12 protein-coding genes are annotated in these 16,207 nt (G+C 70.1%); 4 read left to right on the forward strand and 8 right to left on the reverse strand.

Features of this window, described 5'->3' with window-relative positions; all coding sequences use genetic code 11:
- Positions 1 to 418: 418 nt before the first annotated feature.
- Both ABZ576_RS19070 and ABZ576_RS19075 read right to left on the reverse strand, forming a co-directional pair.
- Positions 419 to 976 carry an XRE family transcriptional regulator gene (locus ABZ576_RS19070; protein WP_360741579.1) on the reverse strand — a complete coding sequence of 186 codons (558 nt, stop codon included), beginning with the start codon at positions 974 to 976 and terminating at the stop codon, positions 419 to 421.
- A 9-nt stretch (positions 977 to 985) separates the two neighbouring features.
- Entirely contained in the window at positions 986 to 3,232 is a 2,247-nt protein-coding gene (locus ABZ576_RS19075; RefSeq protein ID WP_360741581.1) for a helix-turn-helix domain-containing protein, read from the reverse strand.
- A gap of 613 nt (positions 3,233 to 3,845) precedes the next feature.
- On the opposite strand from ABZ576_RS19075, the gene ABZ576_RS19080 reads away from it, so the two are divergent.
- From ABZ576_RS19080 to ABZ576_RS19095, 4 genes are all read left to right on the forward strand, one after another.
- Positions 3,846 to 5,066 (forward strand): ROK family transcriptional regulator, encoded by a 1,221-nt coding sequence (locus ABZ576_RS19080; RefSeq protein ID WP_360741583.1) that lies wholly within the window; start codon positions 3,846 to 3,848, stop codon positions 5,064 to 5,066.
- A gap of 369 nt (positions 5,067 to 5,435) precedes the next feature.
- Complete coding sequence (locus ABZ576_RS19085) at positions 5,436 to 5,636, forward strand: lasso RiPP family leader peptide-containing protein (RefSeq protein ID WP_360741585.1); 201 nt, start codon at positions 5,436 to 5,438, stop codon at positions 5,634 to 5,636.
- A gap of 8 nt (positions 5,637 to 5,644) precedes the next feature.
- Positions 5,645 to 7,570, forward strand: coding sequence for an albusnodin/ikarugamycin family macrolactam cyclase (locus ABZ576_RS19090; RefSeq protein ID WP_360741587.1), 1,926 nt, complete (start codon positions 5,645 to 5,647; stop codon positions 7,568 to 7,570).
- Positions 7,567 to 8,427, forward strand: coding sequence for a lasso peptide biosynthesis B2 protein (locus ABZ576_RS19095; protein ID WP_360741589.1), 861 nt, complete (start codon positions 7,567 to 7,569; stop codon positions 8,425 to 8,427). Before ABZ576_RS19090 ends, ABZ576_RS19095 begins: the two co-directional genes overlap by 4 nt.
- Positions 8,428 to 8,606: 179 nt before the next feature.
- On the opposite strand, the gene ABZ576_RS19100 is transcribed toward ABZ576_RS19095, so the two are convergent.
- The 6 genes from ABZ576_RS19100 to ABZ576_RS19125 form a co-directional block, all read right to left on the reverse strand.
- Entirely contained in the window at positions 8,607 to 8,765 is a 159-nt protein-coding gene (locus tag ABZ576_RS19100; protein ID WP_360741591.1) for a hypothetical protein, read from the reverse strand.
- 1,394 nt (positions 8,766 to 10,159) lie between these two features.
- Positions 10,160 to 10,921: a maleylpyruvate isomerase family mycothiol-dependent enzyme gene (locus tag ABZ576_RS19105; protein WP_360741593.1), complete on the reverse strand. Its 762-nt coding sequence runs from the start codon at positions 10,919 to 10,921 to the stop codon at positions 10,160 to 10,162.
- Between the two features lie 555 nt (positions 10,922 to 11,476).
- Complete coding sequence (locus tag ABZ576_RS19110) at positions 11,477 to 11,848, reverse strand: hypothetical protein (protein ID WP_360741595.1); 372 nt, start codon at positions 11,846 to 11,848, stop codon at positions 11,477 to 11,479.
- A gap of 315 nt (positions 11,849 to 12,163) precedes the next feature.
- On the reverse strand, positions 12,164 to 12,904 hold the full coding sequence (locus ABZ576_RS19115; protein WP_360741597.1) for a response regulator transcription factor: 741 nt from the start codon (positions 12,902 to 12,904) through the stop codon (positions 12,164 to 12,166).
- A gap of 36 nt (positions 12,905 to 12,940) precedes the next feature.
- Positions 12,941 to 14,143, reverse strand: coding sequence for a sensor histidine kinase (locus ABZ576_RS19120; RefSeq protein ID WP_360741599.1), 1,203 nt, complete (start codon positions 14,141 to 14,143; stop codon positions 12,941 to 12,943).
- A 368-nt stretch (positions 14,144 to 14,511) separates the two neighbouring features.
- On the reverse strand, positions 14,512 to 15,813 hold the full coding sequence (locus tag ABZ576_RS19125) for a cation:proton antiporter (RefSeq protein ID WP_360741601.1): 1,302 nt from the start codon (positions 15,811 to 15,813) through the stop codon (positions 14,512 to 14,514).
- Between the last annotated feature and the right edge of the window lie 394 nt (positions 15,814 to 16,207).

The raw sequence follows: 16,207 nt of genomic DNA on the forward strand, positions 1-16,207 counted from the left end.
ATCCTTCGGCCGCCACCAGGCAGGAGCTACGGGTGCCACGTGCGATACGAGCAGTCACCTCCGAGTCAGCCGGGGTGCCGGTCTTACCTTCTTGGTGGGTTCGGACCGATTATTCGTAAGACCGGCGGAGCCCAGGGGCTCCGGGTATGGCTCGTTGCCTGTTGCAGTCGGTATGGATTCGGCAACTTGGCCGCCCGGAGCCCCGCGACGACTCGACCACCAATTGGAATCGCGGCTCGATCGCTCCGTAAGACAACCCCTGCTCAACCACGGCCAACCCGTCGCCTACCTCACCGGCCGGGCCGTCCACCAGGCGTCCACCACCTACCGCGGCGAGGGCAAGACCGACGCCCGCCAAGTGGTGTTGCCCCCGGACCTTCTCGGGTGCGGGGCTCGCGTGCTGTTCGCGGTGTGGCTGCTACAGCTCGAACTCCAGGTGCCGGACGTCCGTGAACCGGACCTCCTCCAGGCTGCCGGCACGGCGGCCGCCGTCCTGGAAGTACACCTCCTTGAGCCCTTCGGCCACGATCTGCTGGAGCTGCTGGTCGCTGGCGCCGGCCTCCTGGGCCTCGAAGAGACGAGCGGCGTAGCGGGGCGGCAGGGCGACGGTCAGGTGCCGGACGCGGTCCTCGTCCGTCGACCCGATCGGCGCGGTGTAACCCATGCGTGCCTGGGTGTCGATGACGATGCCGCCGGTGGTCGCTGCCTTCTGCCGGGCCTTGGCCCGGATCTGCGGCTGCCACCGCTTCTTCACCTCGCGCTCCAGACGCGCGGCGAGGTCGGGGCGCGGCTTCTTGAGCTGGTCCTTCACGTACCGCTCGACGGTGCGCTGGGAGATGCGCAGCATCTGGGCGACCGCCTTGGTGCTCTTGAGCTGCCTGACCAGGTACCGCATCTGCGCGCCCGCGCTCTTGGGCACCGGGCGGGTGAACGCCTTCTGCACCGCGGTGTCCAGGCCGTCCCCGAACAGGCTCATCGCCTACTCCTACTCTCCGCTGTCGACGTCGGTGACGGTACCGTCCTTGATGTACCGGGCGAGGTTGAGCTCCGGTGCGTTGAACCGCTCGCGGACCTCCTCGCCCCACAGGACGTCCTGGGTGCCCTCGTGCTTGACCAAGCCCGGGTTGATGCCGAGCTTGAAGCCGCCGGGCAGCGGCTTGCCGTCCCGGTAGGGCAGGAAGTCCAGCGGTGAGGGCCCGTTGGCCGCGTAGACGACGCAGTCGGACAGGATCGCGACCGGGTACTGGCCGGTGAACGCCGCGTGCTTGACGATCTTGCGGTGGAGGTTGATCCGGGTGCGGGAGATGACCGCCGCGCGGATGTCCGGCCGCCAGGTGGACCGGGACAGGGCGCGCCACGGCTCGCCGGGCCGCCAGCCCTCGCCGCGCGGGCGCTCCCGCAGCTTGCCCAGGCCGCCCTTGACCGTCGCTTTGATCGCCGAGATGACGATCGCCAGGTCCGGGTCACGGTCCTTGTACCCGTCCATCGCGGCGAGGAAGTCGGCCGGAGACAGGTCGGGATCGACGCCGAGGTCGGCCATCGTGGCCAGGTAGGCGTCGCGCAGCCGCTGGTACCAGCCGTCCAGATAGCGGCCGTTCTCGTACCGCACGTACGCCTCGACCGGCGCCACGTCGTAACCCAGCTCCACCGCATACGCCACGGTGGGCGTCGCGTACCAGGCCGGCCCCTCCGGGCGGTCGCCCTTCGGCGTGAACGGGGAGGGCAGCAGGCTGCCGTCCAGTTCCACCCACTCCTTGCCGACCTTCACCCGCGACAGGTCGACGTGGGAGAGGTCGACCAGCCACGAGCCCGGCAGCTTCGGGTCGAACGCCGGGTTCCTGACGTGCGTCGGTGCGCCGAGGCCGACGACCAGGCCGTTGGCACCGGCGGCGAAGGCCATGTTGACGTCGATGCCGACCAGGTACCGCAGCGTGCACTCGGCATCCGTCATCGGCCGCGCCCAGTCGTACGCCTCCTCGAACAGCTTCTCGCCGGGCCCGCGGACGTGGAAGCGCGGCAAGTCCTTGAGGAGCGGGTGCCCGTCGGGAGCCTCACACGGCGCGCAGTCCACCGGGTCCTTGCCCAGCGAGCCGGGGTTGTGCTCGGAGTGCCGCTTCCCCGTCTCGTCGGGCTCGGAGGCGCGGGTCGGCGGATGCAGCGCGGTCATCAGCTCCAGCCCCGTCACAGCGGTCGATCCGCGCGGCGTCATCACCCGCGACGCGTACACGCCCAGGAGCCGGGCGAGGTCCGCCGGCGGGAGCTGAGCGGCATTGCCCCAGTGCCGGGAGTCGAGCGCGTTCCAGGAGGGGATGCACAACTGGACGCAGGCCCGCTCCGAGCCGGTGGCGGGGCGGTAGATCCTGGCCCACGGCCCGAAGCCGCGCTTGGTGAGCTTCCAGTCGGTACGGGCGAGCTGCTTGACGACCTTGTGGTTCTCCGGGATCCGCCCGGCGAGCCGCTCCTCGTCGGTGAGGGCGACCGGCAGGCCGTAGCGCTCCAGCGCGGCCTCGGTGAGCACGAGCAGCGGGTCGGCGTCCCTGCCCGGGCCGGACAGCCTCGGCTGACCCATCCTGCCCTCGGTGAGGGTCCACTCCACCAGGGACGGAAGGGATTTGGCGGGTACCTCCAAGACCAGGCCGCCGGTGCAGTACGCCAGGACCTGCCCGTCGGCGTCGACGTCGACGACCGCGAGCGGGCCGTTGGCGAAGCGGGGGTCGCCGCCCCCCGCCGGGGTGCCGGCCGGGGCTGCCTTCGTCGCGCCCGGGCGGCGCGACGTCGCCGTGCTCCTGGTGGTGCGGGCCGCGCGCGGGGCAGCAGCGGGGGCCGTGGCGGGGCGAGGCCGGCTGCTTTCGTCAGCGGTCACGGCCGCAGCCTCGGACATCTCTCCTGGCGTTGCCGGGCCGGTGAACGCCTCGGGCGCCGCCGTGCCCTCGCTCTCGGACGCCGCCATGCCCTCACTCCGGACGCCGGTGTTGGCCGGGGCGGGGTAGAGCTTGGCGAGCCCTTCCAGCAGCCGTGCGTACGCGTCGCGCTCCGGCGGGCGCGGCTCGGTCTTGCCGGACTCCCAGCCGCTGACCGTGGCCCGGCGCACCTTCAGCGCGGCGGCGATCTCGTCGATCGTCAGGCCGTGGGCCTTGCGCAGGCGCCTGCGCTCCTCGGGCGGCGGCAACGGGGCGCGGGACGCGAGCAGCGCGTCGACCGCGTCGAACAACTCGGACTGGGACTCGGGCATGGAGTACCTCCTGACCGACAGTGTACCCCACGAAGCGTACGGACAGCGTACGTATTGCGTACGGCACGCGTTCCTGTCGCGTACGCTTGTCGGACGTTCCGGGATGGTGTGACCGACGCCTCGCCGCCGGAGCCAGGCCCCGATCGCTTTGGAGCTGTAGCCCTTGCCGCCAGAGTGACGGCGTCGCGGAAGCCCCGGCGACGACCCGGGATGCGTCGGACCGCTGTGGCGGACGCCGGCGGAGGGCGGAGCCGGTGCGGTTGCGGCCCGTGGTCCGAGTCCGCGATGAGGCGCTGCCTCTCATCGCCCGGCTGTATACCGGGATCGGCCGATGTCTCTTTCATCGTCTGGGCACTGAGCAGCGGTACGTCGGCGGCGTGCGGGGCGCTCAGCGGTGTACGCACAGCTGTGTGCCTTATCGGACATCCAGGTGAGCTATCCGGCCTCCGAATGACGTTTTCGGTCAACTCCAATCATGCGTGCCGGCTGTGCCCGCATCCTGGGCTCCGGACGGCCCCATTGATCGTCAAGTCAACCGAAGTCACCCTTCCTTCAATTCGAAGATCCACCTGCTACGGTCGAGAAGAGAAGCGAACCGCCTGCGGGGGCAGGCATGGCCAAGGGGGGCGTCATGGCTGACATTCGTGACTTCTTCGACGGGTTAGCCGGATCGCCGAAACGCAATGAGAACCGCAGGAAGGTACTGCTGGCCATCGCCATCAAGGCCGACACCCAGGTCGGTATCGCCCGGCGCACCATGCTCTCCCAGGCAACGGTGTCCACCGCGGTCCGAGAACTTGAAAAGGAAGGCATGGTGACCGGTGCCCGGACGGACGGCGGGCGAGCCGGAAGGGTCTGCCTCGCACCCACCGAGTTGGTCGGCGTGGGGGTACACATCGGCTTCAACCACGTCACGGTGGCCGCACGCCGGCTCGACAAGGAATTCGACACGGTATCCGTCCGCGTCAACTCGGAAGGTGTGAGTCGGGGCTGGAACCGCGCGCGCCCCGCGGTCCAGGACCTGATCGGGGAGGCTGTCAGGGACACCGGCTGCACCCTGTCCGATGTCTTCTCGCTCGGCATCGCCGTGCCTCGGATGATCGATCCGCGCACGAACGAGTTCACGCGGCCCGTCCTCCATCCCTGGCGGACCGGTGACCACCCGGCACGGGACCTGGGAGAGTGGCTTGGCGTGCACGCGGTCATCGACAACGACGCCAACCTCGGTGCGCTGGCCGAGCAGACGTACGGTCAGCGGGAGCACGCGGAGACCGTCATCTACGTCAAAGTGTCCACCGGCGTCGGAGCCGGAATCATCGTCCACAACAGCCTGCTTCGCGGACGCGGCGGAATGGCCGGGGAGATCGGCCACCTCACCCTGGATCCGGACGGTGTGATGTGCCAGTGCGGGGGCCGCGGTTGCCTGGAGACCGTGATCGGCGCGGAAGCGCTGGTGCAGCGGGTCCGGCAGGCCCGCACCAGGACCGGCGCCGTGGACTTCGAGCACCTGGAGCACGTTATCCGGGCTGCCAGGGAGCACGACCCCGTCTGTATGCGCGTGATCAAGGACGCGGGCCGGACCCTGGGCTCCTTCCTCGCCCACGTGTGCAATCTCATCAACCCCGACGTCGTGGTCGTGGGCGGCCAGCTCACGGAGTGCGATCTGCTCCTGGAGGGCTGCGAGGAGTCGCTGCACCGCTTCGCCCTCCCCGGCGCAGTCGCCAAGAGTTCCGGCTTCGTCCTGGAACTGAGTGAGTTGGGGACAAGGGCCGAGGCTCAGGGGGCTCTCGTCCTCGGGCTGCGCGGTCAGGAAAGCCCGAACAGCACTGTCTGATCCGCACGCGAGCGGTGTGGCGCGGCGTTCGAATCCGGTCAGGTGCCTTTCCGGTGCTTGGTTCTTCGAAATCAGGGACATGCGATGAGCCGGCCGCAATATCGGCTTCAATTGCTTGAGCCAGGGTCATCGAACTGCACGCGGGACGCGCCGCGCACCAGGAAGCAGTCGGTGCCCACGCCATTCGCAGGTCCGAGGGGTAAGGGAAAAACCGCTGGTCAGGCAATGCGCTCATGGCTTGCCGGATCCCGGCTGCGCCAAAAGATCACATGGCATACTGCGGTCATGTAGACCGGTGGCCAAAAAGGCCACATCCTGTGCCTTGTTCTTGCTGGTGAGGCAGCCGTGCCCTTGACTCGAGGCGGCCCTATGTTCTATGAGACATTTTTCGAGCACTCGTCCGACCGCGCTGCCGAGGACGGAAACGGAACGCTCCCGGACGGGCCACCCCCGGACCAGGACACTGCCTATGTATCCCCTTCTCTCACCGATCTCGGACACGTCCGCGATGTGACCTTGGGCAGTTCCCCGAACGGCAACGCCGACGCCAACGCCCAGTACTACTGGTAGGAGTCGCCGTGGCCGTCTTTCCTGGCACGGCCGGCACGACCGGCCTCAGCGGCACGATCGGCATGACCGGCACGGCAACGGACACCGGTGAACTCGGCATCCGCCTGCCGACCGGACCGGCCATCGCCGGGATTCTGCCACCGGGCCCCCGCTTACCGGCGCCGGCGGCACAGGTGTGGGCCGCCGACCCCCGGCTGTGGTCGTGGGGTGCCTGGCACGCCGGTGAGGTGCGCACCGCGGCGGCCGAGCGGGCCAGGGTCGTCGCCGTGGGCCAGTGCCTGGCCGGATCCGCGCGAATGCAGGACGACCTGAGGCGTTCCGCGCACGACGGCAACTGGGAGCGACTGACCCGCTGGCCAGGGGCCTACCTGCTGCTCGTGCTGGAACACGGCGGCCGCTTCACCGCCTTCACCGACCCAGCCGGTCAGTTCCCGCTCTACTACGCACGCTGCAACGGCCGTACCGTCGTTTCCACACGCGCCACCGTCGTGGCCGCCGTGACGGGACGGGAGCAGACCCCGGACACCCTGGCGCTCGCGGCGCACCTCGTCTGTCCCGCGGTGCCGGAACTCCTCGGAACGCGGACGGCCTTCACCGGCGTGCACAGACTCGGTCCCGGCGAAGCCCTGCAGGTCGACTCCACCACGAACGCGGTCACCCGATCGGCCTACGCCTCACCCGCACCCGACGCCGACGCCCGCATGGATGACACCGCAGCCCGGCTGCGCGACTCCCTACGACAGGCCGTCACCCTGCGCGTCCGCGACGCGCCACGAATCACCTGTGACTTCAGCGGGGGCCTGGACTCCACCTCGCTGGCCTTCCTCGCAGCGCAGGCGGCGGAAGAGCCACTTGACGCCTTCGTCTATCACCATCCCGGGGCACCGGCGGGCGACCTGGAACACGCTGTGCGGTACGCCCGCGCATCGGCCGCCGTCCGTCTGCACCGGACCGTGGGCGGCGACGCCTCGCTGCCGTACGCCGCCCTGAGCGCGCGGGGACGGCCGGACCAGCCCGATCCGTCCACCGCGGTCATCGCCCGGCTCCGCTGCCGCCTGACGCACGTCGCGAGTCGTGGTGGCGGCGTCCATCTGACGGGCGAGGGCGGCGACGCCCTGCTGACCGCGCCGCCCTCACACCTCGGCGAGGTGGCCGCGGGCCGGGCGGTGCGCCGTCTCGCCCGTGACGCCCTCGCTTTGGGCAGACTGCGCCGCGTGGCCCCCGCCGGCATCACCCGCCAGGCCGTGCGGCTGGCCCGTACCCCGATCGAGCGGGCGCTGCACGACCTGACCGCACGTCTGGAGCAGCCGCTGGCGCATCCGCCGCAGTGGCTGGACGCCATCGCCTGGTGGCCGCCGCCCGGCCCCGAGGCGTCGTGGCTGACCACACGAGTCCGCCGTGACCTGGCCGAACTGGCCGTCGAGCGTGCCGGGCAGGTACGGCGGGAGGGGCCGGGGCCGGGTCCCGGCACGCGCGCAGCACTGGTCGAACTGCACGGCTCGGCCGACCTGCATAGTCAACTCGTCGATGTGGCGCGGCCTTTCGGGGTGTGGCCGCAAGCACCTTTCCTGGACGGGGCCGTCGTCCGAGCGGCGATGAGCCTGCCGACGCCGGGGAAGGCGGACCCCTTCACCGTCAAGCCGCTCCTAAGGGCCGCGCTGGCCGGCGAGGTGCCCGATGCCGTGCTGGACCGGCGCACCAAGGGCGCCTACGCAGCGGAGGACTACCGGGGTGTTCGCCGCGCCGCGGCAGACCTGCGTGTGCGGCTGGCCCGCTCGCCGCTCGCCGACCTCGGCATAGTCGAACCCGCACGCATCGTCGCCGACCTCGACGCCGCCGTGCACGGCTTTGCCGCTCCCTTCGCCGCGCTCAACCGCTTGCTGGGGTTGGACGTCTGGCTGGACGGACTCGGTACGGCCGGGGAGGCACCGTGAAGCGGCTGCACGTACCCGACTTCGTACAGGACAGCCCGGGCGACCACGGCGACGCCGTGCTGCTGGACACCCGCTCGGGGCACTGCTTCGCCATGAACCCCGTGGCGGCACTGCTCTGGCAGGAGTGGCGCCGCAGCCGGGACTTCGAGACGGGCGTTCGCGCGACGGCCCGCCACTTCCCGGAACTCAGCCGCGATCTGATCCGGCAGGACGCGCGGCAGCTCGCCGACGCCCTCCTCGAGCGTGGTCTCCTCACCGCCTGCCCCGCGGGCCGCCGGCCGGCCCCGCCCGCCGATGAGAGACTTCCAGCGGTCGCCGGGCACGGGTCGGCCGGCGGCCCGGAAACGGCCGAAACGGTTGACGGCCGGGCGCATCGCGCGCACTCCCTCGCCGGTGGCAGGCGGGCAGCCGGCGCGGCGGAGGTGACCATGGCGGCCGACCCGGAGGCGCATTCGCCCCGTCCGGGCCGCCTGCCCGCCCGACACACTCCGCCGCTGGGGCTGCTCGGCCTGCTGATCGCCCTGGTACTGATCCGGCTGCCCTTCCGCGTCCTCCTGCGGGTGGTGCGTTGGACCTCGCGCCACTGGTGCCGGCACGACGCCACCGGCGCCCAGGGTGCGGCGGCTCTGGCAGCGGTGCGACAGGCCGCTGCCCGCTATCCCGGACGCGCCGCCTGCCTGGAAACCTCCCTGGCCTCGCTCATGTTGCTCGCCCTGCGCAGACGCCGGGCGACATGGTGCATCGGCACGGCCGCCGACCCGTTCCGGTTCCACGCCTGGATCGAAACCGCGGCCGGCCCGGTCATGGCCGCAGACGAGCAGGGCATCGATGCCTTCCGCCGCATTCTGGCTGCGTGAATTCTTCGAATCCCGTCCCCTCGGGCGACAGGCGGAGAGATTACCGGGCAGTTTCAAGGACTGCGGTCGAGTCGGCACGGGGAAGGACTTCACCCGTCACCCTTTCCGCGCTAACCTGACAAGGAAAAAGGGCGGCTGCCCCATCGGCAACCGCCCTTTGCGAGAAACGGACACGTTTCTCAGATGCGCTCCAACAGCGCGTCAACCGGTGTCGTAGTTCCGTGTACCTGCGCCAGCACAACCCAGAGCACGAGGACGACGACGATGATGACCATCCGCAGCTGCTCCTGCTGCAGGGAGACCGAGCAGCGGGTGGTCATCGTCATCTTGACACCCATGATTCCGTCACCTCCTTCCCGCAAGTCACCGCCCCATTGCGTATTGCACGTCGTCATCCAGTGTTCTCCGCAACCCCCTTGAAATCAATCGGCCTTCCTGTGGCTCTGACGCCCTTACAGGCGCCTTACGCTGGCACGTTATCGAGAACGCGAATTCGAATCGGAGCAACTCCCCGGCACAGCTGCCCTCGCATCGCGGAAAACGAAAGACAAGACGGCCCGCAGCCCGTGACCCGCCTCGAACAGCCCCGCAGACAGCCGACGGAGCACCGGCACAGCACACCCACCCCGCAACGACACCACCCTCGGCGGAAGCCGGACACACCGCGAGCGCCGAATCGAAGACCGAACGGTCCCCGACCAGCCCCCCAGGTCCAAACAGATGGTCAGCCAGTCCGCTCGGCCCGCGCCAACCCTGTTTCACTGACCACCATGCCGCTCAATGTGATGCTAGTCACATTTTCGGGCTGGTCCTGTGCGCGCAGAGCTGCTGCTCGTGGAGGAGTGGAGGCCCAGCTGCTTAGGCTGCGTCGGGCGGCACCCGCCGGTTCCGCAGGCAGCGCGGGACCAGCACACGCGGATCAATCAGCAGGCACTTCGCGACCGCGCTCGGGCCTTCGTGGTCGGTGGTCCGGTCGGTTCGACACCGGCGGATGTCTGGCGCGGGCTGTGCTGAGGACGGCTGGAGCGGTCGCGCAAGTGCGGGGCCGGGGGGAGAAAGGGCCGGGCGCGAGGGGGCGGGCCACTCCGGCACGGCTGGTGGCAGCGGGAGGCGACCTGCGCGGGACAGGTGGCCGACGCTGATTCGGCGCCTGCGCCACCCTCACCGACGAGGACACCGGCCCCGTGCCGACAAGCCGGCCGCAGCCTGTCGAGCGCGTGCAGGTACGGCCCGCGGCCCGCACTCGTCCCGCGAGCACACCCACCGGCGGGCGGACCGCCCTTGTGAGAGCGTCAAGCCCTGGCCGACCGGGCCGCCGACGAGGCGCGATCAGTCGCCTTTGGCGACGAAGGGTGTCGCACGCCTGCCCGCTGACCGTCTGCCGGCCCTCGTCGGGCGAGCGGTGGCGTACGGCCTTCTTCACGTCCCTCTCGATGCCGTACCGACCCCCTTGTGCGCCGCAGCACTTACCGTCCCAACGGGTCGAGCCGCTACGGCTTCCCGGGCGCGCCGCACAGCGCTGCCGCCACGAGACCACCACCCGCCGGTGATCTACGAGACGCTCTCGCCCGCGTTTGCGAACGCGCGGCCGGATCAATCGAGATGCCTTCAGAGCACCTCACGGAAAGCCTGGTCGTACACGAGGCCGTACTGGCTGTCCGCCGCGCGGAGGAGGAGCTGTTCGTGATGTACGCGGAGGTCATCGAGGGCGTCCGTCGGCGGTATCGACTGGCTACTCCTCGGGCTCCCAGGCGATCAGCTGCTCGAACACCTGCTGGTCGCCCTCGATCTTCAGGTCGCTCAGCGTGAGGCGGCCCCAGACGAAGAGGAGCAACTGCTCGGCCGTGCCCGTGGCCGAAGCGGAGGCGGGCGCGGCGTCGTCCGTGAGGGGTGCGGGCCAGGCGCCGGTGGCGTCCAGCGTGAGGAGCCAGGAGCGGCCCTCGGTGGCGTGGTAGTGGATGGTGGTGGCCTCGTGCGGCCAGGCCGCCGGGGTGGAGTTGCAGGTGTCGAGAAACTCGGCCACGCCGTCGAGCGCGACATCCGCCGGCATCGGCTGCACGGCGCCTGCGGCGAGCTGGGCATCGTAGGTGTGCACCAGCACCTCGTGCACCCGGCGCCGGGCAACGCCCCAGGCATTCGCCGGCGACACGCCGGCGCCCCACCATGCCCAGCACTCGCGCTCCGGGCCAGCCTCGCGCAGGGCACTCAGCAGCAGCTCGTTCGACTCGGCGTACCAGGCCAGCAGCGCCTCGAGCTCGCGCGGCACCTTCGCGGCATCCTTGGCCGGCGGAGCCTGGGCCGGGCCCGCGGCCACGATCGCGGCCCACCAGCGCTGGCCCGTACCCAGGTGCTGCACCAGATCGAACAACGTCCACTCGGGGCAGGACGGCACCGGCGCGTCAAGGCTGGGCGCGGCGGCGACCGCACTGCTGAACGCGGCCGACCGCTCGTCGATCAGTTGCAGCAGGGCGGAATACTCGAGACTCTCTGTCACATCGCTTGCCTATCACCCCGGCTCAGCCAATCGCACCCTGTTTTGCAGGCCGTCAGCTGCGGGAGTTGGAGCACCCAATGGAAGCCTGGTCGTAGCCATATCCCCTTTTTCGCTGGCTCGTTGAACGAGGCATGGGGAAGGGGAACGGTCCTCCGTACATGTGCCGGATGACCTGTGGAGGCCGATCGAGCCGTTGCTGCCGGTGAGGCAGCGGTGGCCGCGCCATCCCGGCCGGCTGCCACTGGACGACCGTGGTTGCCCGCAGGGCGTCCCCGGTCGACCGGCGAGGAGCCCGTGCGCTGCCCCTTCAGTGCCCTGAAGACGTGCGCGAGGTGGAAGGGGTCGGCGCCGTTGGCAAGGGTTTCGCCGAGCACAAGGGTCGTCGATGTGCTCGGCGACGGGCGCCGGGGCCTTGTTGCCGGTGAACCACCAGACGGTCCGCTGTGTCACGTTTGAGTACGGCCGTCCGGGATCGTCAGGACAGTGAGCCGTGCGGTGGTCGCGGCCAAGCGGGGCGGTGCCGACACGGAAGATGGAACGTGCCGGCGTGCGAGGTCAGCAGTAGTTCCAGACGTACCAGACCGGAGCCCAGTCGCCGTGCGGGTCACCGTACGGGGCTCCGGGCGTGGTGTAGATCCACTGCTTGTTCTTGCCGTACATGCCTGTCGTGGTGTCCTTGGTCTGGTTGTTGTACCAGGAGCCGCCGCTGTTGAGTCCGTCGGGGATCTCCTGCATGTAGCAGTCCTTGTAGCGGAAGGCCAGCTTCTTGTAGTTGGCCTGCTTGTAGCCGCAGAAGTAGCCCTTGGGACAGTCCGAGGGGGCCGCGCTCACCCGCGGCTGGGCCGATGCGGTCGTCCCCGCTGCGAGGCCTCCCACCGCCAAGGCCGCGGCGGTGACGCTCATGACGATGTTCCTCCGTATGGACATGTGCGGGTTCCTCTCTGTCACGTCTGTCATCGCGTCCCCGGACGCGTGCTCCAGCGTCGAAGGGCCGGTGCCCTCCGGACTGCTGGGGAGCGTCTGGGACACTCTCCGGTGTGTCATCGAAGGTACGGAGGCTCCCGCCGCCGGGCGTCTAACGAGGGGTCGAGTTCTGGGGTCAACCACAGGCTGATGGGGCCAGGTGCTCAGACGGAGGTGGGATGAAGGGCGCGCCGGCAGGAGCGGAGCACGGACGTGGGAGCGTTCGCGGCGGTAGGGCGGCGTCGCGACCCGGCTTGCCCCTGCTGGCAGGGCTGGTGCCTACCGGCTTCGCTGGCATTGGCGGTCGACCGTTCCATCGTCCGGACTGCTCGTGAGCGCCCGCGTGCCGGGCAGGGCGGGATCGCCCGGCACGATCAGTCCGCTCTCGTAGGCGATGACGACGGCCTGGGCCCGGCTGACCAGGCCTAGTTTGGTCATCACCCGGTTCAGGTGGGTCTTGACGGTCCCGACGGTCACCACGAGTCGCTGAGCGATCTGCTCGTTGGTGAGCCCCTGCCCGACGAGTTCGAGAACGTCGGTTTCCCGGGCGGTGAGTTCCGTGAGGGATGCCGGCTGCTGCCGTGACTCCGTCGCTTGGCTGGCGAAGGTCTCGATGAGTCGGCGGGTGACGCTCGGGGCGCACAGCACCTCGCCGTCGGCGATCAGGGAGACGGCGGCGAGGAGGCGTTCAGGCGGAGTGTCTTTCAGAAGGAACCCGCTGGCTCCGGCCCTGAGCGCGGCGTAGACGTACTCGTCGAGGTCGAAGACGGTCAGCATGACGATCTTCGGCTTCGGCTCGGCTGCCTGGGCCAGGATGTGCTCCATGGCGGTGATGCCACTCATGCCGGGCAGGCGGATGTCCATGAGGATCACGTCGGGGCGCAGTGCCGCGGCCAGCTCGACGGCTTCCTCGCCCGTGGCGGCCTGCCCCGCCACTTCGAATCCGCGGGCTGCCGTCGCAAGCGCTGCGAGCCCGGCCCGGATGAGTACCTGGTCGTCCACAATGAGCAGCCGTGTCATCGCTGCCTCTCCCCCTCATGTGCTCCAGGGGAGTGGTCAGCTGCCCCCGGTGGTGTCGAGCGGGGCCAGCGGCAGGGTGAAGACGACCTCGAACCCTCCCTCGGCTCGGGGACCGGCCCGCAGCGACCCACCGCAAAGTTTCGCCCGTTCCCGCATGCCGAGCAAACCAAGCCCGCTCGAAGGCAGGGCGGCCGGTGCTTTTCCGCCTTCGTCGCTCACCCGTCCCCGCAGGCGGTCGCTGGCGAACTCCAGGCTCACAGTGGCCCGGGCCCCCTGTCCGGCGTGTTTGACGGTGTTGGTCAGCGCCTCCTGGATGATCCGGTACGCGCACAGGTCGACACCCGAGGGCAGCGGGCGCTGCTGCCCGGACACCAGCACGGTCACCTCGCACCCGGCCGATCGGGCTCGTTCCACCGGCTCGTCCAGGTGCGTCAGGCCGGGCGCCGGCCGATAGAGACGATCGGTATCGCCGACGTCCGGCCCCGTACGCAGGACACCGAGCAGGCCGCGCATCTCCTCCAGGGCCTGCCGGCTGCTCGTCCCGATCGACACCACCGCCTGCCTTGCGGCCGCGGGGTCGGAGGTGAAGACGAATTCGGCCAGGCCCGCCTGGACGGCGAGCGCCGACAGGTGATGGGCGACCACGTCATGGAGTTCCCGGGCGATGCGCAGTCTCTCTTCCGCGACCGCGTGCCGTGCGCGCAGTTCCTGTTCCCGCTCCAGTTGTGCGGTCAGCTCGGCCAGCTGGGCGTTGCGCTGGGCAAGGTGACGGCTGCCAGTGGCGAAGACCCAGACGATGCCGACGCCGATCGCAGCCTGCGCCACCGACAGCTCCAGTGACAGGTGTGCCGCCAGGCCGCTGCCCACCCACGCCGCCGCCGTCACCGCGGCCGCCCAGGCCGCCCGGCGCACCGGTTGGCGCGCGATCACCGTGTAGCAGGCGAGCAGCGGTCCCCACAGGTTCACCGACGGCTGGAAGCCTGCGGCGGTATATGCCACGAACGCGCCGCACGAGACGGTGAACGCCAGCCACGGGGTCCGCCGTCGCGCCGCCAGGGGAAGGTTCACCGCGAGGCTGAGCGCGACCGCGGCGAAACCGAACGGCGGCCACCCCTCGCGCTGGTAGCGGGCCTCGTAGCCCTGCCGGGCGTAGACGACGGTCACGATCGCCAGGGCCCCCGCCAGAGCCGCGTCGGTCACCAGAGGGTTGACACGCCCCCGCACTCTGCCTGCCAGCATCCCCGTAGGGTAGAGCCGCCCCGCCTTGGGCGTCGTCCATCCTCGGGTGGACGGCGGAGGCCGGCAGCCGCCACCCTGCGGCACCGCGGGGGGCTTCGGCGCCGGTCGTACTCGGTCCTGCGCTCAGGGCCGTCGTCCGGACCTCCCGCTAGCATGCGTGCGCCAGTCGAACTCGCCTCTGTGCTTGCGTGCGGGGCCTGTTGGGGGTGGCAGCAGGTGGGGGGGACGAGCGCCGGGACATGCTCCTGTACGCGATGGTGCACGACGAGCCGTGACTTGCTCGGCGGGACTCGGGCAGACGTCCGAGGAGAGGCTGTCCCGGATCTCAAGGGAACCGGGACAGCCTCGTCAGGGCATTACCGGCTTGTTCAGGTCGCGGAGCCAGTTGCCCGGCCGTGCTCGCCGGAGGCTCCGGCGACGCCGGCGGTGGGTGCGCTGTCGGGATCGCGGTCGATGAGGTCGTTCGAGGTCGGCCGTCCCAGGAGCCAGGTCAGCAGCGGGCCCGCCATCGCGGTCGTCACCACGGCCATGACCACCATCAGCGAGTAGAGCTTCTGCTGGAGGAAGCCCAGCTGCAGACCGACGTTCAGGACGATGAGCTCGGTCAGGCCGCGCGTGTTCATCAAGGTGGCCAGTGCGGCGGACTGCCGGAGCGGCATCCGGTTCAGGCGGGCCGCGGCGAACGCGCCGATGAACTTCCCGCCCACGGCCACGAGCAGGATCAGTCCCAGGTCACCGAGCCCACTCGCATCGAGCCCTGAGAGGTCGACCCGGAGGCCGGCGACCAGGAAGAACACCGGCAGAAGCAGGGTGCTGCTCATCTGGCCGAGACGGTCGTGCACGTCATGGCGGAGCCGCTCGGTGCCGGAGCGCGGAAGGATGGCACCGAACAGGAACGCGCCGAAGATGTAGTGCAGGCCCACCCACTCGGTGGCGGCGGCCGACAGCAGCAGGCCGGCGAGGATGAGCGCGAAGACCGTCGGGCTGAGCCGCAGCGACGTCTGCCGGTCCGCCCACCGGCGCAGGAGCGGACGCAGTACGAACAGCATCCCGAGCAGGTAAGGGATGGCGAGGAGAATGCGCCACTGGTCAGGGCCCGCCGATCCGCTGATGGCGACGACGGCGGCGAGCAGCGACCAGGCGAGGACGTCGTCGATCGAGGCACAGGCAAGCGCCACCACGCCCAGTGGTGTGCGGGTCATACCACGGTCGGTGAGGATGCGGGCCAGCACGGGGAACGCGGTGATCGACATGGCGATGCCGATGAACAGCATGAACGCTGTCTCGTCACCGCTGCCGTGCTTGTCCATCAGGTACAGGCCCAGAGCAGTGCCGAGGCCGAACGGCAGGATGATGGAGCTGATGGAGACGGCGGGGGCGATGGCCCCGCTGCCCCGGATCAGTGCCACGTCCCACTCGAGTCCGACGATGAACATGAAGACCGCGACGCCGACCGCGGCGAGGGCACCGAGCAGGGGCCTCGTCGTGTCGGGGAACAGCGCGTCCGATATGGCACCGTGGAAAAGGGTCGGTCCCAGTGCGATGCCGGCGAGGACCTCGCCAATCACCGCGGGCTGGCCCAGGCGTCGGGCCAGCGCGCCGAGTACGCGCGCCAGGAGCACCATGATGGCGAGGCCGACGAGGAGTGATGTGGTTTGTTGCGTGGTCATATGTCCGGAATCCGTCCTTGGCAGTCCCGTCCGCGTTCTCTCCGAGAGCGGCGGCGGGCAGGATGGTCAGGTGAGCGGTCTGGAAGGCGGGCAGGCGATCCGGTCCGGCGGCGTCCGGGCGCATCGGGCGCAGTGGGCACAGAAGGATGAAGCCGCCGGAAGGAGGGTGCGGACGGTGAGGGGTGGCGGGCGGCCAAGGGCACGCACGCGTGGCTAGGCGAGTTGTTCAGAAGCTGCTGCCGCCGACTGCACCGGGGCGCGGTACGGCGCTGGTGTCACGTCCGTGACACGTCGGGACACTCACCGCTTCGAGCCTTCGCTGGCATAGCCGTACACACAGTTGGCTTCCTCCCCCCGGAGAACCGAGCGCTCCTGCACCGGCCCGCGCACAGAG

The sequence above is a fragment of the Streptomyces sp. NPDC013455 genome (assembly GCF_040632975.1).
Taxonomy (GTDB): Bacteria; Actinomycetota; Actinomycetes; order Streptomycetales; family Streptomycetaceae; genus Streptomyces.

What these genes read in the sequence shown, in the direction of transcription:
- ABZ576_RS19120 (WP_360741599.1), bottom strand. Translation starts at nt 14,143, where the DNA reads ATGCTGGCAGGCAGAGTGCGGGGGCGTGTCAACCCTCTGGTGACCGAC.
- ABZ576_RS19070 (WP_360741579.1), bottom strand. Translation starts at nt 976, where the DNA reads ATGAGCCTGTTCGGGGACGGCCTGGACACCGCGGTGCAGAAGGCGTTC.
- ABZ576_RS19100 (WP_360741591.1), bottom strand. Translation starts at nt 8,765, where the DNA reads ATGGGTGTCAAGATGACGATGACCACCCGCTGCTCGGTCTCCCTGCAG.
- ABZ576_RS19115 (WP_360741597.1), bottom strand. Translation starts at nt 12,904, where the DNA reads ATGACACGGCTGCTCATTGTGGACGACCAGGTACTCATCCGGGCCGGG.
- ABZ576_RS19110 (WP_360741595.1), bottom strand. Translation starts at nt 11,848, where the DNA reads ATGTCCATACGGAGGAACATCGTCATGAGCGTCACCGCCGCGGCCTTG.
- ABZ576_RS19125 (WP_360741601.1), bottom strand. Translation starts at nt 15,813, where the DNA reads ATGACCACGCAACAAACCACATCACTCCTCGTCGGCCTCGCCATCATG.
- ABZ576_RS19080 (WP_360741583.1), top strand. Translation starts at nt 3,846, where the DNA reads ATGGCCAAGGGGGGCGTCATGGCTGACATTCGTGACTTCTTCGACGGG.
- ABZ576_RS19085 (WP_360741585.1), top strand. Translation starts at nt 5,436, where the DNA reads ATGTTCTATGAGACATTTTTCGAGCACTCGTCCGACCGCGCTGCCGAG.
- ABZ576_RS19075 (WP_360741581.1), bottom strand. Translation starts at nt 3,232, where the DNA reads ATGCCCGAGTCCCAGTCCGAGTTGTTCGACGCGGTCGACGCGCTGCTC.